The sequence below is a fragment of the Burkholderia sp. KL41 genome (genome assembly GCF_057005415.2).
This window is the reverse complement of sequence record NZ_CM174447.1, coordinates 2,815,426-2,835,436: the sequence shown is the minus strand read 5'-3', so window position 1 is coordinate 2,835,436 and position 20,011 is coordinate 2,815,426. Positions and strand designations below refer to the sequence as shown.

The 20,011-nt window shown below is 67.5% G+C and carries 20 protein-coding genes; 10 read left to right on the top strand and 10 right to left on the bottom strand.

All coding sequences use genetic code 11. From position 1 onward, the window contains the following. Position 1 precedes the first annotated feature (1 nt). Complete coding sequence (locus PQB87_RS30050) at positions 2-628, bottom strand: LysE family translocator (RefSeq protein ID WP_021157365.1); 627 nt, start codon at positions 626-628, stop codon at positions 2-4. Between the two features lie 193 nt (positions 629-821). Between PQB87_RS30050 and PQB87_RS30045 the strand changes: the two genes are divergently transcribed. The 3 genes from PQB87_RS30045 to PQB87_RS30035 all read left to right on the top strand — a co-directional run bounded on the left by PQB87_RS30045 (position 822) and on the right by PQB87_RS30035 (position 3,265). Further along, entirely contained in the window at positions 822-1,622 is an 801-nt protein-coding gene (locus PQB87_RS30045) for an AraC family transcriptional regulator (RefSeq protein ID WP_059493656.1), read from the top strand. 122 nt (positions 1,623-1,744) lie between these two features. Continuing rightward, positions 1,745-2,164, top strand: coding sequence for an ATP--cob(I)alamin adenosyltransferase (locus tag PQB87_RS30040; protein WP_048022437.1), 420 nt, complete (start codon positions 1,745-1,747; stop codon positions 2,162-2,164). A gap of 99 nt (positions 2,165-2,263) precedes the next feature. Beyond that, complete coding sequence (locus tag PQB87_RS30035) at positions 2,264-3,265, top strand: LysR family transcriptional regulator (protein ID WP_489243133.1); 1,002 nt, start codon at positions 2,264-2,266, stop codon at positions 3,263-3,265. Positions 3,266-3,290: 25 nt separating this feature from the next. On the opposite strand, the gene PQB87_RS30030 is transcribed toward PQB87_RS30035, so the two are convergent. The 3 genes from PQB87_RS30030 to PQB87_RS30020 form a co-directional block, all read right to left on the bottom strand. After that, positions 3,291-3,545 carry a hypothetical protein gene (locus tag PQB87_RS30030; RefSeq protein WP_059622319.1) on the bottom strand — a complete coding sequence of 85 codons (255 nt, stop codon included), beginning with the start codon at positions 3,543-3,545 and terminating at the stop codon, positions 3,291-3,293. Then, positions 3,542-4,054, bottom strand: coding sequence for a helix-turn-helix domain-containing protein (locus PQB87_RS30025; RefSeq protein ID WP_489243132.1), 513 nt, complete (start codon positions 4,052-4,054; stop codon positions 3,542-3,544). Before PQB87_RS30025 ends, PQB87_RS30030 begins: the two co-directional genes overlap by 4 nt. A gap of 196 nt (positions 4,055-4,250) precedes the next feature. Further along, complete coding sequence (locus tag PQB87_RS30020; RefSeq protein WP_059859312.1) at positions 4,251-5,171, bottom strand: LysR family transcriptional regulator; 921 nt, start codon at positions 5,169-5,171, stop codon at positions 4,251-4,253. A 108-nt stretch (positions 5,172-5,279) separates the two neighbouring features. Here PQB87_RS30020 and PQB87_RS30015 point away from each other — a divergent pair, with 108 nt between their 5' ends. Continuing rightward, positions 5,280-6,362, top strand: a complete 1,083-nt coding sequence (locus tag PQB87_RS30015; RefSeq protein ID WP_489243131.1) for a tartrate dehydrogenase — start codon at positions 5,280-5,282, stop codon at positions 6,360-6,362. Positions 6,363-6,580: 218 nt separating this feature from the next. Further along, on the top strand, positions 6,581-7,891 hold the full coding sequence (locus PQB87_RS30010) for an MFS transporter (RefSeq protein ID WP_489243130.1): 1,311 nt from the start codon (positions 6,581-6,583) through the stop codon (positions 7,889-7,891). Positions 7,892-8,144: 253 nt separating this feature from the next. Here PQB87_RS30010 and PQB87_RS30005 read toward each other — a convergent pair whose 3' ends face one another. Continuing rightward, a complete protein-coding gene (locus PQB87_RS30005; RefSeq protein WP_059859308.1) occupies positions 8,145-8,642 on the bottom strand; it encodes a nucleoside/nucleotide kinase family protein in 498 nt (165 codons plus the stop codon). Between the two features lie 219 nt (positions 8,643-8,861). Between PQB87_RS30005 and PQB87_RS30000 the strand changes: the two genes are divergently transcribed. Continuing rightward, positions 8,862-9,515, top strand: coding sequence for an Imm5 family immunity protein (locus PQB87_RS30000; RefSeq protein WP_489243129.1), 654 nt, complete (start codon positions 8,862-8,864; stop codon positions 9,513-9,515). Positions 9,516-9,583: 68 nt separating this feature from the next. Here PQB87_RS30000 and argG read toward each other — a convergent pair whose 3' ends face one another. From argG to PQB87_RS29985, 3 genes are all read right to left on the bottom strand, one after another. Next, positions 9,584-10,918, bottom strand: a complete 1,335-nt coding sequence (argG, locus tag PQB87_RS29995) for an argininosuccinate synthase (protein WP_021157353.1) — start codon at positions 10,916-10,918, stop codon at positions 9,584-9,586. Between the two features lie 328 nt (positions 10,919-11,246). Further along, complete coding sequence (locus tag PQB87_RS29990) at positions 11,247-12,317, bottom strand: FUSC family protein (RefSeq protein ID WP_489243128.1); 1,071 nt, start codon at positions 12,315-12,317, stop codon at positions 11,247-11,249. A 164-nt stretch (positions 12,318-12,481) separates the two neighbouring features. After that, positions 12,482-14,014, bottom strand: coding sequence for a GGDEF domain-containing protein (locus PQB87_RS29985; RefSeq protein WP_042973353.1), 1,533 nt, complete (start codon positions 14,012-14,014; stop codon positions 12,482-12,484). 599 nt (positions 14,015-14,613) lie between these two features. On the opposite strand from PQB87_RS29985, the gene PQB87_RS29980 reads away from it, so the two are divergent. The 4 genes from PQB87_RS29980 to PQB87_RS29965 all read left to right on the top strand — a co-directional run bounded on the left by PQB87_RS29980 (position 14,614) and on the right by PQB87_RS29965 (position 18,732). Then, complete coding sequence (locus PQB87_RS29980) at positions 14,614-16,149, top strand: amino acid permease (protein WP_059684604.1); 1,536 nt, start codon at positions 14,614-14,616, stop codon at positions 16,147-16,149. Between the two features lie 264 nt (positions 16,150-16,413). Further along, complete coding sequence (locus PQB87_RS29975) at positions 16,414-16,659, top strand: DUF3717 domain-containing protein (RefSeq protein ID WP_042973317.1); 246 nt, start codon at positions 16,414-16,416, stop codon at positions 16,657-16,659. A gap of 185 nt (positions 16,660-16,844) precedes the next feature. Beyond that, a complete protein-coding gene (locus tag PQB87_RS29970) occupies positions 16,845-17,762 on the top strand; it encodes a LysR family transcriptional regulator (protein WP_021157347.1) in 918 nt (305 codons plus the stop codon). A gap of 109 nt (positions 17,763-17,871) precedes the next feature. Then, positions 17,872-18,732, top strand: a complete 861-nt coding sequence (locus PQB87_RS29965) for an alpha/beta fold hydrolase (protein ID WP_489243127.1) — start codon at positions 17,872-17,874, stop codon at positions 18,730-18,732. A 37-nt stretch (positions 18,733-18,769) separates the two neighbouring features. Here the strand turns inward: PQB87_RS29965 and PQB87_RS29960 are convergent, their stop codons facing one another. Next, on the bottom strand, positions 18,770-19,123 hold the full coding sequence (locus PQB87_RS29960; protein ID WP_021157344.1) for a hypothetical protein: 354 nt from the start codon (positions 19,121-19,123) through the stop codon (positions 18,770-18,772). A gap of 250 nt (positions 19,124-19,373) precedes the next feature. After that, complete coding sequence (locus PQB87_RS29955) at positions 19,374-19,994, bottom strand: TetR/AcrR family transcriptional regulator (RefSeq protein WP_489243126.1); 621 nt, start codon at positions 19,992-19,994, stop codon at positions 19,374-19,376. Between the last annotated feature and the right edge of the window lie 17 nt (positions 19,995-20,011).

The following is a 20,011-nucleotide window of genomic DNA, read 5'->3' as shown; positions in this document are numbered from 1 at the left end:
GTCAGCGCTGCTGCACGGCCACGCGCAGCCCGAGCGCGATGAAGATCGAGCCGATGATCTTCCCCTGCCAGCGCGTGAGCCACGTGAGCCGCTTCACAATGCGGCCGAGCGGACGAATCGAGCAGGCGATCAGCGTCGTGTAGAGCGAGCTGAGCACGACGAAGATCAGCCCGAGCACCGCGAACTGCACGAACGTCGAGCCGCGTTCCGGATGCACGAATTGCGGCATGAACGCGAGGAAGAACAGCGCGGTCTTCGGATTCAGCACCTCGGCGGGAATCGCCTGCAGGTACGCCTTGAGCGGGGTGACGGGCGATACGCTCGGCAGCGACGGATCGGACTGCTTCTCCAGCAGCGCGCGCACGCCGAGATAGATCAGGTACGCGGCGCCGATCACCTTCACGACATTGAACGCGAGCGCCGACGTCATCAGCAGCGCCGACAGGCCGACGGCCGCGAACAGCGTATGCACGAAGTCGCCGCTGGCGACGCCGAGGCCGGTCAGGATGCCGGTCTTGCGGCCGCCCTGCACGGTGCGGCTCAGCACGAGCAGCACGGCGGGGCCGGGAATCAGGAACAGGCCCAGGACGACGGCCGTGAAGGTGGTCAGCGTGGTCAGGTCGAACATGACGGCTCCGGCAGGTGGGTGCGGCGGCGGGGGATCGGGGCATTGTATTCGCTTCGGCAGGCGGCTGCAGACGCCGCACGGGCACCCGCCCGGACACCCGCCCGGGCGGCAGGGCCGCGCCGGCGCCTTTCTGGTATAAGCACGAAAGGACGCGCGGGCAGGGCGTCCGGCTTCCTCCATCGTCCACCGTTTCATGCGCCAGCTTCCTCCGACCACCGATCCCGCAGCGGATGACGAAGTCTTCCACGTGCCGCGTCCGCTCGTCGTGTTCGGCGGTTCGGTCGTCGAGCCCGAATGGCGGCTCGAGCGGCACAGCCATCCGCAGGCGCAGTTGCTCTACACGCTGAGCGGCGTCATCTATTGCGAGATCGACGGCGGCGTGTGGAGCGCGCCGCCGCAATGCACGGTATGGATTCCGGGCGACGTCCCGCACGCGGCGCGCGGCTCGGCCGGCGCGACGTTCTACGCGGTGCTGGTCGAACCGGATGCCGCCCTCGACCTCCCCGCGCGCTGCTGCACGCTGTCGGTGTCGCCGCTGCTGCGCGAACTGCTGCTGAAGGCGGCGAGCTTTCCGAGCCTGTACGACGTCGACGGGCCGCAGGGGCGGCTGATGGCGACGCTGCTCGACGAACTCGTCGCAGCACCGGTCGAGGACCTGTACCTGCCGATGCCCGCCGATCGCCGGCTGCGCAAGCTGATCGACCATCTGCTCGCCGATCCGGCCGACAAGTCGCCGCTGGCCGAGCTCGCGCGGCGCGCGGGCATCAGCGAGCGCAGCCTGACGCGGCTCGCGGCGAAGGAGCTCGGGATGAGCCTCGGCGACTGGCGCCGGCGGCTGCACGTCGCGCTGTCGCTGCGGATGCTGACGACCGGCCGCCGCGTGCACCAGATCGCGATCGATCTCGGCTACGAGAGCGCGAGCAGCTTCGTGACGATGTTCCGCAAGGCGACCGGCAAGTCGCCGACGCAATTCCTGACCGACCGGCAACGCTGAACCGCGCGACTCGCGTCATCCGGGTGCGATTGGCCGGATCGAGCAAGCGGTTGGCCGGGACGATAAATGACGCCGCGGGCCTCGATCCATAAAATGAGAATCGTTCTCATCTGGAGGCCGACATGCACATCACCACGACCGAATTCCCGTTTGTCTGGTTGCGTTACACCGGTTCGACGCACACCGACCCCGCCAGCCTGATCGCCGAGCTCGACGCGTTGCTCGCGCGTCGCGAACCGTTCGTTCTTCTGACCGACGATGCGCCGTCCGGCGATGATCGCGGCGCCGACGATCACGAGTTGCGCAAGCAGCTCGCGAAGTGGAGCAAGGCCAACCGCGCGCAGTCGCGCGAATGGATTCCCGCGATGATCGCCATCGAGCCCGACGCCGCCCGGCGCGTGGCGCTCGACGCGTTCTCGGGCGCGTTCGAGAAGGTCTGGGGTTATCCGCTGAACGCGGCCGCCACCCGCGACGACGCACTCGCGCTGGCGCAACGGCTGCTCGACGACCCGGCGCGCGGCGCCTCGGCGGCGAACGGCTGAACCGTCTGCCGCGCCGGCGGCGCGGCGTTCCTCGATACGCAGGCACGGCGGGCGCGCAAGCGTGCGCCGCGGCATGCGGCAAACATGCAGGGGTGTCCGGTGGACAATCCGATCCGCGCGATGCGCATCTTCACGCGCATCGTCGAAATGAACAGCTTTACGCGCGCGGCGCAGGCGCTCGGCATTTCGCGCGCCACCGCGACGCGGACCGTGCAGGAGCTCGAAACGGCACTCGGCATGCCGTTGCTGGTGCGTACGACGCGCGCGCTGCGGGCGACGCCCGAAGGCGACGCGTATTACCGGCGCTGCGTGCGCATCACGGCCGATGTCGACGAGCTCGAGGCCAGCATTCGCGGCGCCGCGCTGCACCCGAGCGGGCCGCTGCGCGTCGAGCTGCCGGCGGCGGTCGCGGACGCGATCGTGCTGCCGGCGCTCGGCGAGTTCCATGCGCTGCATCCCGACCTGGCGCTGACGCTGGGCGTATCCGGGCGCCCGGCCGATCGCATCGGCGACGCGATCGACTGCAGCGTCCAGCTTGGCGAACTGCCCGATTCGTCGCTCGTTGCGCGCCGGCTCGGCACGCTCGAGCGCGTGACATGCGCGAGCCCCGCGTATCTCGACCGCCACGGCGCGCCGCGCACGCTCGACGATCTGGCCGTGCATCGTGCGGTCGGCACGTCGCCGGTTCCGGGGCAGCGTACGGCCGAACTCGAGTTCCTCGTCGATGGCGCGGTGCGCAAGGTGCGGCTCGACGGGATCGTCAGTGTGGAGGACGAGCGGGCGTACCTGGCGTGCGGCGAGCATGGCCTCGGGCTGATCCAGCCGCCGCGCGTCGCCGCGCAGCCGCTGATCGACGCGGGGCGGTTGCGGGAAGTGCTGCCGTGCTGGCGGCCGGGTGCGATCGCGGTGTCGGCCGTGTACGTGAAGCGCCCGCATGTGTCGCCCGGCGTGCGCGCGTTCGTCGACTGGATGGTCGAGCGGTTCTCGGAAGCGTCGCGAAACGGGGAGGGGCTGGTCGTTGCGGGGGGCGTTGTACGGCGGCCGGTGCCGGAAACGATCGAGGTCGACGATCGCGAGGGTAGTGAGGCCGCGATGGTGTGAAGGAGGCGCGACGGACGTAGAGCGATCAAGCGCTCGCGAGATGGAACGCGCCGGCCATGCGTTCCTGTTCCCTTGCAGGGAGCGCGAGCCGTGTCGCAAGCGTTCTCCACTGGCCGACGATGCTGCTGAAGTCGGCGATGATCTCGTCGGCGTCCTGTAGCTTGAGCCGAAAATATTCGCAACTCGAACCGCTCGCCCGCGTCTTGCGGCTGTGCAGGAGTCCGAGCTTTTGCGGTTCCGCCAAGCCGTCCCAATCTGCGTAGATACCGATCGTCGTCATTTCCCTCGATGCTCCCCATGCCGCTTTCGTGCCGGCTTCAGCAATGCGGCAAGGTCGGCCGCCGTCGTGCCGCGGACATCGCCGTGGTCGGTGGTGTCGGAGGCGGCGCTGCCTGTGTCGGTCGCTTTCGTGGTGGAAGACGCGGTTGCACGATTGCGCCGATTGGGCTCCGATGATGCGGCAGAAGACGGCGGCGGCACGGCTCGTCGGTCGGGCCGCGGGTTGACGAGCCGCGCGTCTTGAAGCTGGCGGCCGAATTCGTCCGTAGCAGCGAGATTTTCCAGATCGTTCTGGAGCCCCAGGACCTGCATGACGGACAGATACGCGCCCATGGTGACGCCCGACCCGCCGGCTTCGAGTGAACGGAGCGTCATCGGCGACATGCCGGCGCGTTCCGCGACCTGCTTGGCCGTCAGTTTCCGGCGCAGGCGCGCAAGTTTCAGCCGCTCGCCGAATTCGGCGAGCAGCTGGTTCGATACGGGCAGGAGCGGGGCGGTCTTCTTTGCCATGAGGCTAATATTTCAACGTTTTGCTAACGGAAATGCCAGAATATTAGCACAATCGGTGCGGTCATCGGCGTCTCGTGGGCTGGTCTACTATGCGGAATGCCGATATTTTGGCTATTTATCAAATAAATAGCCAAAATATTGGCGTTCCTGTTTCCGTGCCGTGTGCGCGGAGACACCGGGCGTGCCGTGCCGATTCCTACACCGTCCTCAACCGCCCCAGCTCCTCCGCCAGAAAATCCACGAACGCCCGAATCCGCGCGGACATCTGGTGACGCTGCGCATACACCGCATAAATGTCGGCGCCCGGCGTTTCGTGATCGGGCAGCACGACGACCAGGCGCCCGTCGGCGAGGTAGTCGCGCAGATCCCATTCCGCGCGCATCAGGATCCCGTGCCCGTCGAGTGCCCACTTCACGGCGATCTCGCCGTCGTTCGTCGTCAGGTTGCCGTTGATCCGCACGGCTTCCGTATTACGCGCCGTGCCGCGCCCGCTCGTCAGGCGCCAGACGCCGTAACCCTCGTCGCCCTGGCGGATGCCGATGCAGTTGTGCCGCGTCAGGTCGTGCGGCGCGCCCGGGGTGCCGTGCCGCGCGAGATAGGCGGGCGACGCGCACAGCAGCCGGCGGTTCGGCGCGAGCCGCCGCGCGACGACGCGCGAATCGGGCGGCTCGCCGAAGCGGATGCACACGTCGAACGCGTCGTCGGTGAGCGGCGGCGGCATCACCGACAACTGCAGTTGCACCGACACTTCCGGATACCGCGCGACGAAGCGCGAAATCGCCGGGCCGACGTGGCTGCGCCCGAAACCGAGCGTCGCATTCACGCGCAGCAACCCCTTCGGGCGCTGCTTCGCGCTGCCGAGCAACTCGCCGAGTTCGTCCATCTGGTCGAGGATCCGGCGCGCGTAGTCGAGATACACGTCGCCTTCCGGCGTCAGCATCATCCGCCGTGTCGTGCGGTTCACCAGCGTGACGCCGGCGCGCCGCTCCATCTGCGTGAGCCGCTTGCTGACGGCCGCCGCGGTCAGCCCGAGTTCGCGCGCGGCCGCGCTGAGGCTGCCGGAGGCGGCGAGCGTCGAGAAGAAGCCGAGATCGGCCGGCTGGACGGTATCCGCCATGACGGGATTCATGAATTGAAGTTAAAGATGCTTTGAGTCTAGCACCGGTTCCTGCACTCCTGGTTCGGTAAAGTGCCTCCACGCTGACGATCAATCGAGGATGTGCGCATGAAGACTTACCGTATCGCAACGATTCCCGGCGACGGGATCGGCAAGGAAGTGGTGCCGGCCGGCAAGCAGTTGCTGGAGGCGCTGGCCCGCGGCAGCGACCGCTTCGCGTTCGAGTTCGAGGATTTCGACTGGGGCGCCGATTACTACCGCGAGCACGGCGCGATGATGCCGGCCGACGGCCTCGACGCGTTGCGCGGCAAGGACGCGATCCTGTTCGGCTCGGCGGGTGCCCCCGACGTGCCCGACCACGTGACGCTGTGGGGGCTGCGCCTGAAGATCTGCCAGGGCTTCGACCAGTACGCGAACGTGCGCCCGACGCGCATCCTGCCCGGTATCGACGCGCCGCTGAAGCGCTGCGGGCCCGGCGACCTGAACTGGGTGATCGTCCGCGAGAACTCCGAGGGCGAATATGCGGGCGTCGGCGGCCGCGTGCATCAGGGCCATCCGATCGAGGCCGCGACCGACGTGTCGATCCTCACGCGCGCCGGCGTCGAACGCATCATGCGCTTCGCGTTCCGGCTCGCGCAGTCGCGCCCGCGCAAGCTGCTGACCGTGATCACGAAGAGCAACGCGCAGCGGCACGCGATGGTGATGTGGGACGAGATCGCGAAGCAGGTCGCGCAGGAGTTTCCCGACGTGACGTGGGACAAGGAGCTTGTCGACGCGGCGACCGCGCGCATGGTCAACCGGCCGGCGTCGCTCGACACGATCGTCGCGACCAACCTGCACGCGGACATCCTCAGCGATCTCGCGGCCGCGCTCGCCGGCAGCCTCGGCATCGCACCGACCGGCAACATCGATCCCGAGCGTCGTTATCCGTCGATGTTCGAGCCGATCCATGGCTCCGCGTTCGACATCATGGGCAAGGGGCTCGCGAATCCGGTCGGCACGTTCTGGTCGGTCGTGATGCTGCTCGACCACCTCGGCGAAGCGGAAGCCGCCGCGCGCGTGATGCAGGCGATCGAGGCGGTGACGTCCGACCCGTCGCTGCACACGCGCGATCTCGGCGGCAGCGCGACGACTGCGCAGGTGACGGCGGCTGTCTGCGAGCGTGTCGCGAACGCGGCGATCGCCGCCTGATGACACGGGCGGCGATGGGCGGGCGGGCCGCGACGTAGCGGCGGCGCGCGTGCGCAACCGGTCTCCGGCTGCCTCCCGTTCATCGTCCCCCCGTTTTCCTGCCCGCGACTCGCGCATCCGACGCGAGCCGGGCACCCGGGCGCCCCGGCGCCCGTTTCGCGGCGGCGCCGGCGAGCATTCACGGACAGAGCACGGCTCGACCTCGAAGGAGGAGACACATGCAAGCGGATCTGGAAACCCGCGTCGCGCGGAAACTGATGTGGCGCATCATTCCGTTCGTGATGCTGCTTTATTTCGTCAGCTTTCTCGATCGCGTCAACGTCGGCTTTGCCGCGATGACGATGAACAAGGCGATCGGCCTGTCGCCGACCGCGTTCGGGTTCGGCGGCGGCCTGTTCTTCATCGGCTACTTCCTGTTCGAAGTGCCGTCCAACCTGATTCTGCATCGCGTCGGCGCGCGCATCTGGATCGCACGCGTGATGGTCACGTGGGGGATCGTGTCGGCCGTGTCCGCATTCGCGTCCGGGCCGACGAGCTTCTACGTGTTGCGCTTCCTGCTCGGCATGGCCGAGGCCGGGTTCTTCCCCGGCATCATTCTGTACCTGAGCCTGTGGTTTCCCGCGAAGCAGCGTGCGGTGGCCGCCGCGTGGTTCATGGCGGCCGCGCCGATCTCGACCGCGATCGGTTCGCCGCTGTCGGGCGCGATCATGCAGATGCCGCCGATGTTCGGGCTCGCCGACTGGCAGATGCTGTACATCGTCGAAGCGCTGCCGGCGGTCGTGCTCGGCTTCGTCGTGCTCAGGTGCCTGACCGATTCGCCGTCGAAGGCCGCATGGCTGCGGGCGGACGAGCGCGACTGGCTGGTCGCGAAGCTGAAAGCCGAAGCCGATGCGCGCCACACGCATGCCGGGCATACCGCCGGCGCGTGGCAGGCGCTGCGCGATCCGCGCGTGCTGGCGCTTGCGCTGATCTATTTCGGCACGTCGGCGGGGCTGTACACGCTCGGCCTGTGGGCGCCGTTGATGGTCAAGCAGTTCGGCTTCACCGCGCTGCAGACGGGCCTGCTCACCGGCATCCCGAGCATCGCCGCGGTCGTCGCGATGATCGCCTGGGCGCGGCATTCGGATCGCAGCGGCGAGCGCACCTGGCACGTCGTGATTCCGTGCGTGCTCGCGTGCATCGGCTTCGTGTTTGCGGGGCAGGCGGGCACCGCGCTGCTCACCGTGCTCGCGCTGGTCGTCGTCAACATCGGGATCAGTGCCGCGAAGGCGCCGCTGTGGGCGATGCCGAGCGCGTTCCTGTCGGGCGCCGGCGCGGCGGCCGGCATCGCGATGATCAACTCGATCGGCAACCTCGGCGGGTTCGTCGGGCCGTTCGCGATCGGCTGGCTGAAGCACGTGACGGGCGGTTATGCCGCAGGGCTCTACGTGGTGGCGGGCACGCTCGCGGTGTCGGCGGTCGTCACGCTGATGCTGAGCCGCAAGGGCGAGAAGGAGGCGGCCGTGCCGGGCGTGCGGCATCACTCGTAGGCGCGGCCGGTGCGCCGGGACGGCGCGTATCGCGAGCCCGCCCGGCTTCGTGCACCGAGAGGCACGATCGGCTGTGCGTGAGCGTCAGCGCATGGAATTTCACGACCGTGCCGGGCGTCGTCGGCGGCGTGCCGGACACAGCCGTCCGGTCGACGTCGCCGGCCCTGAAACAGAAGCGCTCGCCGACGAAGCTCGAATCCATCGTGAAGGTCCCGGTCGTGCCGTTCGCCGTGACGGTGATCGTCGTACCGCTCTACGACGCCGTCGCAGCGACGTGCCGCGCGATACGCGCCGCACAGGCGTCGGGCGTCGCGTCCGACGTATCGAGCACCATCTGGCTGAATGGCCGCGACGCATAACCTTCGCGATACATCTCGGCGATCCGGCTTCGCTCCCAGTCCGTCAGCGCGCGCGAGCCGCGATTCGACGACGCGATCGCTTCGGGTGGCGCGAGCGTCACGACGAACAACCGCGCATCGCGCGCCTCGCAGGCGGCGCGCAGCCGCCCGAATTCCGTGTCGCCGATCGGATAGGCGATGACCAGATGACGTTCGCGCGTGTTCGCAATCTGCGTGACGAGACGCTCGAGCGCGATCGCCCACTGCACGTCGAACGGTGCGTCTTCGGGCGCATCGTGATCGTCGCCGTCGATGAAGCGCGCATCCGGCAGCATGCGGGTGAGCGCGAGACCGATCGTCGTCTTGCCGCTGTTGATCGGGCCGTTCAGGTGGATGACGGTCAGGGTGGTCATGGGTCAACGAAGAAATCGAACGACTCGCAGCTTGCCATGACGGGCGCGGCGGTGCAGCGCCGAACGGCGCCGGTGATCGCGATGGATCGGCGCGCGTTTGGTCAGTAAGATGCGTGTCGCGCTGGGTGGGCCGCGTGCGGGAATTCGCACGGGTGTCGTTCAAGGCGGGCGTGCCGAAAGTGATGTGCGCCGTATTGTCCTTATTGTGAATCTAAGTAGATGACGAATATTCCGCAAGCGTTGACAGATGCGTTGTCGGCGGCCCTGTCGGCAATTACGCCCGACGGGGAGCTGCCGGCAGCTGTGCGAAGGGAACTGCTTCGGTTGATCGAGGCATTGTCGTCTGACGAACATGTCGACGCCGGATACTTGCGCCGCGCGCGGTTGGCGATGCTGTGTGCCGAAGATGCGATCGACTGGCTGAATCCGTACGCGAGCGTGCTGACGGCAGCGCGGGCCATGTTGGCGAACGGCGCTGACGCGCTGGCCGGAAAGTATGACCTGGTCTGTCTGGAAAGAGACAATGGCGTGTACCACACCCAGGTCATCGATCTGTTTGGGCATGGCGAAGCAGCGTTTGTCCCGGTTTATGCCGGCATGACCGTTTTCGCGGCGATCAATACGATCTTGTACGACACGAATTTCGATGTGGTCGGCGAAAACGAAAAAAGCGTGTTTCCGGACGATTGGGATGTCGGCTATTACGGGGCGCTGGCGCTTTCCGGCAGTGCCGTGTGGGAGGAGAAGGGAGGTGATGCAAATCGCCGATCGTATTGGCGATGGTATCTGGAGAGCGCAATCCCTTGGGCGTGGGATGTTCTCGCGTCGTTGCCGGTCAAACGGGTACAGCCGAACCCGGGGCAGAGCGTCTGACCGGTGACCAAGCCGGCCGCTCACGGGTGTGTCGGAAATCGACCGGCCCGCGAGCGGCGTCAGGTGACTTACTTGTCGTCGCCCTTGATCTGCGGCAGCGCCGATGCTTCGCCCGGCGTCAGCAGCCCGACTTGCGAATACACGCGCAGCTTGTCGCGCGTATCGGTGATGTCGAGGTTGCGCATCGTCAGCTGGCCGATCCGGTCGCGCGGCGAGAACGTCGATGCCACCTTCTCCATCGACAGGCGTTCCGGCTGGTACGTGAGGTTCGGCGACTTCGTGCTCAGGATCGAGTAGTCGTTGCCGCGGCGCAGTTCGATCTTCACTTCGCCGGTGATCGCGCGCGCGACCCAGCGCTGGGCCGTTTCACGCAGCATGATCGCCTGCGGGTCGAACCAGCGGCCCTGGTACAGCAGGCGGCCGAGACGGCGGCCGTTCTCGCGGTACTGCTCGATCGTGTCTTCGTTGTGGATGCCGGTGACGAGACGCTCGTATGCGATGTACAGCAGCGCGAGGCCCGGGGCTTCGTAGATGCCGCGGCTCTTCGCCTCGATGATCCGGTTTTCGATCTGGTCGCTCATGCCGAGGCCGTGACGGCCGCCGATGCGGTTCGCTTCCAGCAGCAGCTCGACCGGGTCGGTGAACTCGACGCCGTTCAGCGCGACCGGCTGGCCGGCTTCGAAGCGCACCGTCACTTCTTCCGCGGCGATCTTCACGTCGTCGCGCCAGAACGCGACGCCCATGATCGGGTTCACGATCTTGATGCCGCTCTCGAGGCTTTCGAGATCCTTCGCTTCGTGCGTCGCACCGAGCAGGTTCGAATCGGTCGAGTAGGCCTTCTCGGCCGACATCTTGTACGCGAAACCGGCCTGGTTCATGAACTCGGACATTTCGGCACGGCCGCCGAGCTCGTCGATGAACGTCTGGTCGAGCCACGGCTTGTAGATCTTCAGATCCGGGTTCACGAGCAGGCCGTAGCGGTAGAAGCGCTCGATGTCGTTGCCCTTGTACGTGCTGCCGTCGCCCCAGATGTTGACGCCGTCTTCCTTCATCGCGGCGACGAGCATCGTGCCCGTCACGGCGCGGCCGATCGGCGTGGTGTTGAAGTACGTGACGCCGGCCGTCGTGATGTGGAACGCGCCGCTTTGCAGCGCCGCGATGCCTTCTGCGACGAGCTGCGCGCGGCAGTCGATCAGGCGGGCGCCGGCTGCGCCGTATTCGATCGCGCGTTTCGGGATCGCGTCGTAATCGTCTTCGTCGGGCTGGCCGAGGTTCGCCGTGTATGCGTACGGGACGGCGCCCTTGAGTTTCATCCAGTGCAGCGCTGCGCTGGTGTCCAGGCCGCCGGAGAAGGCGATACCGACCTTCTGGCCGGTCGGGAGGCTTTCGAGAATCGTGCTCATAGGAATTACCGTGGATTGAAGCCGGTGGGATCGTATTTCGCGGAATATGCGAGTATCGGCTGTCCGGGAGGTTGGGGCAAGGGTTGATTTTCGTCCGGAACCGTCGCCGGGCCTGTCGCGGCGGGCCTGACGGGCGGTTAACCGGGTGGAGAACGCCGCCCGGGACGGCGCGAAATCACGGCAAATCAGGCGCCGATGAGCCCGGACGCCGGCCGTGTTTGCGGGGCCGGATCGACCGAATCACGGGGCTGCCGCGGTCAGGATGCCGGTGCGCTGCGCCGAAAGGAATATGAAAGGCACCGGCGTGAAGCCCGGATGCCCGCGAGCGTCAGATATTCCACGACTGGGCGGTATCGAGCAGCTTCTCGCGCAACTGGTCGACTTCGCCGGCCAGCTTGGCCGTGATCGACACGTAGCCGGACAGCTGCGGCGGCGGTGCGTCGTGCGCAGGCTCGGCCGGCCGGCGGCGCGGCGCGAGCCGGCTTGGCGTGCCGAACTTGAGCGCGCGGCTCGCGCCCACCAGCGTATCGCGGATGCGCCGGTTCACGGCCTTCATGTCGACGCGCATGTATTCGCGGGCCGCGAGGTCGTCGCGGGCCGGTACCGCGCTCGACAGGATCTCCAGATAGCCGATGCACAGGCGCAGGCTGCGCTGGATCGCCTCGAGCTGCGTCATCGACGTCTCGCATTCCTTCGACACCGACGGCATCAGCGAGCGCAACTGCACGAGCAGCGCGCTCAGCGCGGCCATTTCCTTCAGGTGCGCGTCGTCGCTCACCTGGCGGTCGCCCGCGAGCCGCGCATGCACGGCCGCGCACGCGCGCAGCGCGTCGGCGAGCTTGTAGCGCCACGAATAGGTGGCATAGAGCGGCAGCGCGAACGAGAACGCCAGCGCGATCGCGATGCCGATCAGCACGTTCACCGCGCGCCACAGGCCGTCGACGATCTCGTTGTCGCCGTGCCCGGCCACGATCACCATCGTGATCGCCGACAGCAGCGCGATATAGCCGGCCTTGCCGATCGCGTGATACGCGCAGACACCGCACGCGAGCGCCATCAGCAGGTAGATCGCGATCGGCGCGTGCGCGGCGGAATACAGCAGGATCAGCCCGAGCCCCGCGAGCGCGCCGATCGACGTGCCGAGCGCGCGCTCGGCCGCCTTCTTGCGGATGTTGCCGTGATGCTGCAGCCCGCCGACGACGATCAGCACGGTAATCGTCGACCATTCGCCGTGCGGCACGTTCAGGCCGGTGGACAGCGCGATCGACACGAGAATCGCGAGCGCGACGCGCGCCGCATGGATCAGCTTCGCGTGCCGGTAGCGGCGGTACGGGTCGAGCAGCGGGCGGAGCGCGTTGCGCAGGAGCGGCGGCAGCCGGGCAGGGAACGGGGTGGTCATGGCGGAGCTGGAGTGGCCGGAACGCGCATCGCGGCCTGCGCGGGCCGGCGCCGCGCCGCGTGCGCAGCAGACGTAACGCTAGCCGAACGCGGCAGGGCTGTCCACGGGCGCGGTCGTCCGGCGGGGCCGGCCGCCGCGCGGCTTCGCGGCGCGTCAGCGTGCTGTCATGCGTCCGCGGTGCCCGGCAGCGCTTCCAGCACGCGGTTGCGTCCGCCGGACTTCGCGCGGTACAGCGCCTCGTCGGCACGCTGCAGCAGCGTCGCGGCATTCAGGCGGCCGTCGGCGGCGGTCGCCGCGCCGATGCTCGCCGTGACACGTCCGTACGGGCTTTTCACGTGCTCGATGCCGAGCTCCGCGATCGCGCGCCGGATACCTTCGGCGACGGTCACCGCGCCTTGCGCATCGGTGTCGGGCAGCGTGACGACGAATTCCTCGCCGCCGTAGCGCGCGACGTGATCGCTGTCGCGACGCAGGCAGCGCGACGCGGTTTGCGCGACGCGCCGCAGCACGTCGTCGCCGGCCGGATGGCCGTAGTAGTCGTTGAACGCCTTGAAGTGATCGACGTCGACGAACAGCACCGACAGCGGGCGGCCGCTGCGTGACGCACGCTGCGCCTCCTTCGTGAGCACCGTGTCGAACGTGCCGCGGTTGTCGAGGCCCGTCAGCGCATCGGTGTGCGCGAGCCGGTACAGCTTCGATTCGGCGACCTGCCGGCGCTTCAGTTCGCGTGACAGCGCCAGCGACCCCCACGCGATGAACCCGGTGAACAGGCACATCAGCACGACGGTCCAGATCGCGCGGTGGTGCCACGACGCGTAGATGTCGACCTCGGCGGGCGCGACGTCGACGATCAGCGGCAGGCCGGCAAGATGCTTGTAAACATAGACGCGCCGCACGCCATCGATGCTGCCGACGCCCGACAGCACGCCTTCCTGCCTGCGCAGCGCCTCGATGAACAGCGGCGACCCGCGCAGGTCGATGCCGACCACGCGCGCGTCGTAGGGCAGGCGGCTCACGAGCGTGCCGTTGAGCTCGGCGATGGCCGCGCTCCCGTGCTTGCCGACCGCGAGGCCGTCGAGCAGCGCGCGGAAGTAGTCGATGCTGAGCGTGCCGACGACGATGCCGCCGAACGAGCCGTCGGGCAGCGTGATCCGGCGGCTGAGCGCGATCGTCAGCGCGCCGCCGCGCAGCCGGGATGCGTACGGCCGGCTGATATAGAGGCCCTGCGCGACATCGTTGCGGTGCACGGCGAAATAGTCGCGATCCGCAAAGTTGCCTTGCCGCGCGGGCGATGCGCTCGAATCGATCACGATATTGCCGTGCGCATCCATCACGAACAGCGACCCGAGATATTCGCCGGTGGCGGCGCGGTCGAACAGCAGCCGATGGCGCTGGCGGGGCGGTAATGTGGTCAGTTCCGGATCGGCGACGCCGTCGAGGACGTTCTGCAGCGACAAATCGTAGAGCTCGATATTGCGCGCGATATCGCGTTCGATCAGCAGCATCAGGTTGCGTGCATTTTCGACCGCATGGTCATATGCATCGCGCCGCGCCTCGATTAAAAGCGCCGTGGAAAGCCCCCAGCTGAACATCAGCAGCAAAATCCCCGCAACGAGCACGCCGCGGGGCGACAGAATGCGTGCCACGATCGACGCCGTATGGCGGCGCAGCGTGGCGGGCAGCGTGAATGACTTCATCCTCGAGGGCGGCGGGCGGCGGATATCGCGTCGTTGGCGATTCCGCTCGCTGTTGATTTCGAATCGGGCCGCATTATCTCGCGAATTCGCGGCATTCGTGTGCGCATGCAAAAGATGCATGCCCGGGCGGCGATTCGAAACGGTTACGCATCATTACCGCTTTAGGTGCGGGTGATTTGATTTGAATCAATTGCCGATATCGGTCATTTTGTCTGAATAATCCCGTGATTACCCGGCGATTATGTGTGCCGCCGCGGTAGCTGGCGGATTGCGACAAGGCAGCGGAGAAACACCGTGGCAGCGGAAAACCGGATGACCACCCGATGCGCATGGTTTTTTGCACCGGCGCGCGGCGACGGCCCGGCCGGCCCGGTCGCGACGCGGCCAACCCCTTGATTCTGCGAAATCTCCCGAGCGGCCGCGGGCGGCGGCACCTGAGCTGCCCCCGTGACGAATCAGGTAGAATCCGCGCTTCGCCGCAGGCGCCCGCCGCGCAACGCGTATCGGGGCCGCATCGAATGCATCGCAGGACGCGCCCCGCGCTCCGATTCCGCATGCGCCGGCTACGGATGCCGGCCCGCTCAACGTTCGTCTCGTTTATGTCCGCACTTCCGAAATCCGACCAACCCGGTTCGTCCGCGAACCCACCCAAGCTTCATCGCGCGCTGAAGGCGCGCCACCTGACGATGATCGCCATCGGCGGCTCGATCGGCACGGGCCTGTTCGTCGCGTCCGGCGCGTCGATCTCGCAGGCCGGCCCCGGCGGCGCGATGGTCGCGTACATGCTGATCGGCCTGATGGTCTACTTCCTGATGACGAGCCTCGGCGAAATGGCCGCGTTCATGCCGGTGTCGGGCTCGTTCGCGACCTACGGCGCGAAATACGTGGACGAGGGCTTCGGTTTCGCGCTCGGCTGGAACTACTGGTACAACTGGGCCGTGACGATCGCGGTGGAGCTCGTCGCCGCGCAGCTCGTGATGCATTACTGGTTTCCGGACGTGCCCGGCGTGTGGTGGAGCGCGGCGTTCCTCGGCGTGATGTTCCTGCTCAACGCGCTGACCGTGCGCGGCTTCGGGGAGGCCGAATACTGGTTCGCGCTGATCAAGGTCGTCACGGTGGTCGCGTTCATCGGCGTCGGCCTGCTGATGATCTTCGGCATTCTGAAGGGCGCGCCGAGCAATGGCTGGGGCAACCTGACGATCGGCGACGCGCCGTTCGCGGGCGGCCTGCCGGCGTTGATGGGCGTCGCGATGATCGCCGGCTTCTCGTTCCAGGGCACCGAGCTGATCGGCGTCGCGGCCGGCGAATCGGAAAACCCGCGCACGACGATCCCGCGCGCGGTGCGCCAGGTGTTCTGGCGGATCCTGCTGTTCTACGTGTTCGCGATCTTCGTGATCGGCGTGCTGATTCCCTATACCGACCCGAACCTGCTGAAGACGGACGTGACCGACATCGGCGTGAGCCCGTTCACGCTCGTGTTCCGCCACGCGGGCCTCGCATTCGCGGCCGGCGTGATGAACGCGGTGATCCTGACGGCCGTGCTGTCGGCCGGCAACTCGGGCATGTACGCGTCCACGCGGATGCTCTACAACCTCGCGACCGAGGGCCGTGCGCCGAGGATCTTCGCGAAGCTGTCACGCGGCGGCGTGCCGCGCAACGCGCTGTATGCGACGACGGCCGTCGGCGCGCTGTGCTTCTTCACGTCGCTGTACGGCGACAAGACCGTGTACCTGTGGCTGCTGAACACGTCGGGGATGACGGGCTTCATCGCATGGCTCGGCATCGCGGTCAGCCACTACCGGTTCCGCAAGGGCTACGTGAAGCAGGGCTACGCGCTCGACCAGCTGCCGTACCAGTCGAAGTGGTTCCCGTTCGGCCCGCTGTTCGCGTTCGTGCTGTGCCTCGTGATCGCGCTCGGGCAGGACTATCAGGCGTTCCTCGCGAACCGGATCGACTGGGCCGGCGTGGCCGCGACCTATGTCGGCATTCCGCTGTTCCTCGTCGTGTGGCTCGGCTTCCGGTTCCTGAAGAAAAGCCGTTTCGTGCGCTACGAGGACATGGAAATCGCGCCGTGGCTCGCCGCGAGCCGCGGCGCGCAGCGGCAGCCGGTGGCGAACCGCGAAACCGCGGGCTGACGCGGGCGCGGCACACGGCCGCGCGGCATGCGATGAAACGGGAAGCCGCGCGCTTCCCGTTTTTTTTGCCCGGCTTTTGCCTGCACGGGGTCAAAGCCGGTTATATTGCCCGACCCTACCGGGCCACGGCCCGGCCGGCGCGGAGCGCGCAGCGCGGATCGGCATCCGGCGCGCGCGCGGTGCGGCGGCCGGCGAGATGCCCGGCGTTTTCATCGTTCCATCCGGGCCGATACGGCCCGCGGAGCGCGCAACCCAGAGGAATCCATGAGCGCATCACCCGCCGAGCGGAAGGCCGGACCCGTTTCCATCGTGCGAATCGAAGCCGCGATCAACGCGTGGCGCGAAGTGTACCCGCCGGCGCCTGACGGCGAGGACGGCTACGCGCTCGACGCCGGCAGCAATTGCCTCGCGGAACTGTACGGCACGATGATCTGCTACCAGCTGCCGGACGTGCCGCTCGACTCGCTGAGCGACGCGCAGCGCGACGCGCTCTACGCGACCGAGGTGTGACGGACGGCGCGTGACGCCGCCGTGCCGCGGCGTCGATCAGGCAACGGGAAGCTCGCGGGCTTCCCGTTTTGCTTTGGGCGGCGCCGGGCCGGGGCCGTGCGTGGCGGATTGCGCCGCCTGCGGTATCGTGACGACATCGTCCGGCCAGGGTTGACCGCCGGATCGCTGTCCGGGAGACATCGAACATGGAGTTGAGACACCTCCGCTACTTCGTCGCGGTTGCCGAAGAGCGGAATTTCACGCGGGCGGCCGAACGGCTGCATATCGCGCAGCCGCCGCTGAGCCGGCAGATCCAGCAGCTCGAGGAAGCGCTCGGCGTGCCGCTGTTCGAGCGCAACGCACGGCCGCTGAAGCTGACCGACGCGGGGCGCTTCTTCTATTCGCACGCGGTGCAGCTGCTCGCACAGACGACCGAGCTCGAATCGATGACGAAGCGGGTCGGCAAGATCGAACGCAGCATGTCGGTCGGCTTCGTCGGCTCGACGCTGTACGGGATGCTGCCGAAGATCATCCGGCGCTTTCGCAGCGAGTATCCGGCCGTCGAGCTGAGCCTGCACGAGATGTCGACGATGGACCAGATCAAGGCGCTGAAGGAAGGGCGCATCGACGTCGGGTTCGGGCGCATCCGCCACGAGGACCCGAGCGTGCGGCGCGTCGTGCTGCGCGAGGAGCGGATGATCGTCGCGCTGCCGGTCGGCCATGTGCTCGACAGCGCGAAGCCCGTGCTGTCGCTGCACGATCTCGTGAACGACACGCTGATCATCTTTCCGAAGGCGCCGCGCCCGAGTTATGCGGACCAGGTGCTCGCGGCCTTTCACGATCGCGCGCTGCAGCCGCGCAAGATCTACGAGACGCGCGAACTGCAGATCGCGCTCGGTCTCGTCGCGATGGGCGAGGGCGTGTCGGTGGTGCCGCACAGCGTGTACGGGCTGAAGCGCGACGACATCAGCTACAAGCCGCTCGACGATCCGAACCTCGTGTCGCCGATCATCATGAGCATGCGGATGCTCGACGAATCGGAGGACATCCGCGCGATGCAGGCGCTGATCTACCGGCTGTACGACGAGGCGCAGATGGAGTATCTGCCGCCGCAGCCCGAATGAACGCGCGGGCGGTGGGGGCTTGCTTGACGCCGTGCGCGGGCGCGGGCCAACATCGCCGGATCCGGCAAGGCCGCCGAGGCGCGGCCGCTTTCATGCAGACGACAGGCACATGACCGACATTCCGATCGAGGAGACAACCGTCGAGACGCCGCAAGGGCGCCTCTTTGCGAAACGCTGGCGCGGCGGCCCGGCGCAACGGGCAGCGGGTGCGCCCGAGCCGGTCACCTCCGAGCCGGCCGCACCTGAGCCGGCCGCGCCTATGCCGGCCGCACCGATCGTGCTGCTGCACGATTCGCTCGGCTGCGTCGACCTGTGGCGCGACTTCCCCGCGCAGCTCGCGAGCGCCACCCGGCGCGACGTGATCGCCTACGACCGCCTCGGTTTCGGCCGTTCGGATCGGCACCCGGGGAAACTCGGCACGACGTTCGTGCGCGACGAGGCCGATCATGCGTTCGCCGCGTTGCTCGACCAACTCGATGTCGACGCGTTCGTCGCGTTGGGGCACAGCGTCGGCGGCGGGATGGCGGTCGGGTGTGCCGCCGCTTATCCGGCGCGTTGCCGTGCGCTCGTGACGATCGCCGCGCAGGCATTCGTCGAGGATCGCACGCTGGCCGGCATTCGCGACGCGGGGCAGCAGTTCGACGAGCCGGGCCAGCTCGACCGGCTCGCGCGTTATCACGGCGACAAGGCCGAATGGGTGCTGCGCGCGTGGGTCGACACGTGGCTGTCGCCGGCGTTTCGCCACTGGAGTCTCGACGACGAACTGCCGCGCGTGCAATGCGCGACGCTCGCGATTCACGGCGAAGACGACGAATACGGGTCCGACGTGCATCCGAAGCGGATCGCCGCGCGCGTCGCGGGGCCGTCGTCGTATCTGTTGCTCGGCCGATGCGGGCACATGCCGCACCGCGAGCGGACCGACGACGTGCTGGCCGCCATCGCGACGTTCCTGCGCGACGCGCTCGCCTGAGCGCGGCTGCCGTCGGCGGGCGCGCGCCCGCCGGCCGTCAGAAGGCGAGCTGGATCGCGAGATCGATCGCCAGCAGCGCAATCGAGAGACCGATCCCGAGGATCACGTTCGGCAGCCGGTGCTCGAAGTCGCGATTGTCGCGGCGCATCGCGGCGCCGAGCAGGAAGATCGCCTCGACGAAGATCTGCAGCCCGACGAACAGCAGCATCAGCAGATACTCGTAACCCATCTGCTTGAACGCGCCGAACTGCATCCCGTGATCGCGGATCCATTGGCCGACGCGCAGCAGCTCGTAGACGAACAGCAAGGCGGGAAACAGGTAGCTGATGAAATAGGTCGGCGCGGTGGCGTGCCGTAGTTCGAGGTGGAAGTGCTGATGCGTGGTTGCCATCACGAATCCCTCCTTGCAACGCATGATTGCGGTCGCGACGGCCGCGCGACGATGTGCCGATACAGGGATTACCCGAAGCGTCGTGCGCAGCCGTACGTCCCCAGCATACTGCCGCGCGGGAAATTTGGCATGCGATGCATGCGTTCGTCGTAAAAATGCGTATGCGCCGCGCGACGCGGCTATCGCACCGTATTCACCGGAGGCGCTGCGCTGGCCGGTTCTGCGTCGCTCGATGCTTTACCGGTGCCGTTCAGCGTTTCGCTTCCGCGCCTTCGACAAACAGCTTCGCGACCGCCTGGAACTCCCGTTTCAGCGACAGGCCCGGCACGGTCAGCCAGCGCAGCATCGCCGCGAGATACAGGTGATGGAACCACGTCGCGAGCTGGTCGGCCCGCAGCGTGCCGTTCAGTTCTCCGGATTGCTGCCCGGCCGCGATCAGTTGCTGCCACACGAACGCGATATCGCTGCCGTTCTCGTTGCCGCTTTCCGGTTCGGCCGCGCCAATGCTCAGGAAGCGATGGCGCAGATACGCGAGCAGGTACGCGGGATGCTGCTCGCACCACGCGGCCGATGCATCGAGCACGCAGCCGATGCGCGACACGAACGTCTTGCGCCGCGCGACATCGCGCTGCAGATGGGCGAGATCGCGCGCGAGTTCACCTTCGAGCCAGTGCGCGAGCACGGCTTCCTTCGTCGCAAAGTGGTTGTACAGCGTGCGCTTCGCGACATCGGCCTGCGCGGCGATCTGCTCCATCGTGACGGCATCGTAACCGTGCGCGTCGAACAGGCGTGCGCCGGTGGCGGCGAGGTGCGCGAGCATCTGGATGCGCTTGCGCGCGCGGCGGCCCGGATCGTCGGTCGGAGTCGGCATGGCGAGGGATCGGATAA

Bases quoted from the DNA above. Each gene is read 5' to 3' on its own strand.
- PQB87_RS30050 (WP_021157365.1), bottom strand. From the start codon at position 628: ATGTTCGACCTGACCACGCTGACCACCTTCACGGCCGTCGTCCTGGGC.
- PQB87_RS30045 (WP_059493656.1), top strand. From the start codon at position 822: ATGCGCCAGCTTCCTCCGACCACCGATCCCGCAGCGGATGACGAAGTC.
- PQB87_RS30040 (WP_048022437.1), top strand. From the start codon at position 1,745: ATGCACATCACCACGACCGAATTCCCGTTTGTCTGGTTGCGTTACACC.
- PQB87_RS30030 (WP_059622319.1), bottom strand. From the start codon at position 3,545: ATGACGACGATCGGTATCTACGCAGATTGGGACGGCTTGGCGGAACCG.
- PQB87_RS30025 (WP_489243132.1), bottom strand. From the start codon at position 4,054: ATGGCAAAGAAGACCGCCCCGCTCCTGCCCGTATCGAACCAGCTGCTC.
- PQB87_RS30020 (WP_059859312.1), bottom strand. From the start codon at position 5,171: ATGGCGGATACCGTCCAGCCGGCCGATCTCGGCTTCTTCTCGACGCTC.
- PQB87_RS30015 (WP_489243131.1), top strand. From the start codon at position 5,280: ATGAAGACTTACCGTATCGCAACGATTCCCGGCGACGGGATCGGCAAG.
- PQB87_RS30010 (WP_489243130.1), top strand. From the start codon at position 6,581: ATGCAAGCGGATCTGGAAACCCGCGTCGCGCGGAAACTGATGTGGCGC.
- PQB87_RS30005 (WP_059859308.1), bottom strand. From the start codon at position 8,642: ATGACCACCCTGACCGTCATCCACCTGAACGGCCCGATCAACAGCGGC.
- PQB87_RS30000 (WP_489243129.1), top strand. From the start codon at position 8,862: ATGACGAATATTCCGCAAGCGTTGACAGATGCGTTGTCGGCGGCCCTG.
- argG (WP_021157353.1), bottom strand. From the start codon at position 10,918: ATGAGCACGATTCTCGAAAGCCTCCCGACCGGCCAGAAGGTCGGTATC.
- PQB87_RS29990 (WP_489243128.1), bottom strand. From the start codon at position 12,317: ATGACCACCCCGTTCCCTGCCCGGCTGCCGCCGCTCCTGCGCAACGCG.
- PQB87_RS29985 (WP_042973353.1), bottom strand. From the start codon at position 14,014: ATGAAGTCATTCACGCTGCCCGCCACGCTGCGCCGCCATACGGCGTCG.
- PQB87_RS29980 (WP_059684604.1), top strand. From the start codon at position 14,614: ATGTCCGCACTTCCGAAATCCGACCAACCCGGTTCGTCCGCGAACCCA.
- PQB87_RS29975 (WP_042973317.1), top strand. From the start codon at position 16,414: ATGAGCGCATCACCCGCCGAGCGGAAGGCCGGACCCGTTTCCATCGTG.
- PQB87_RS29970 (WP_021157347.1), top strand. From the start codon at position 16,845: ATGGAGTTGAGACACCTCCGCTACTTCGTCGCGGTTGCCGAAGAGCGG.
- PQB87_RS29965 (WP_489243127.1), top strand. From the start codon at position 17,872: ATGACCGACATTCCGATCGAGGAGACAACCGTCGAGACGCCGCAAGGG.
- PQB87_RS29960 (WP_021157344.1), bottom strand. From the start codon at position 19,123: ATGGCAACCACGCATCAGCACTTCCACCTCGAACTACGGCACGCCACC.
- PQB87_RS29955 (WP_489243126.1), bottom strand. From the start codon at position 19,994: ATGCCGACTCCGACCGACGATCCGGGCCGCCGCGCGCGCAAGCGCATC.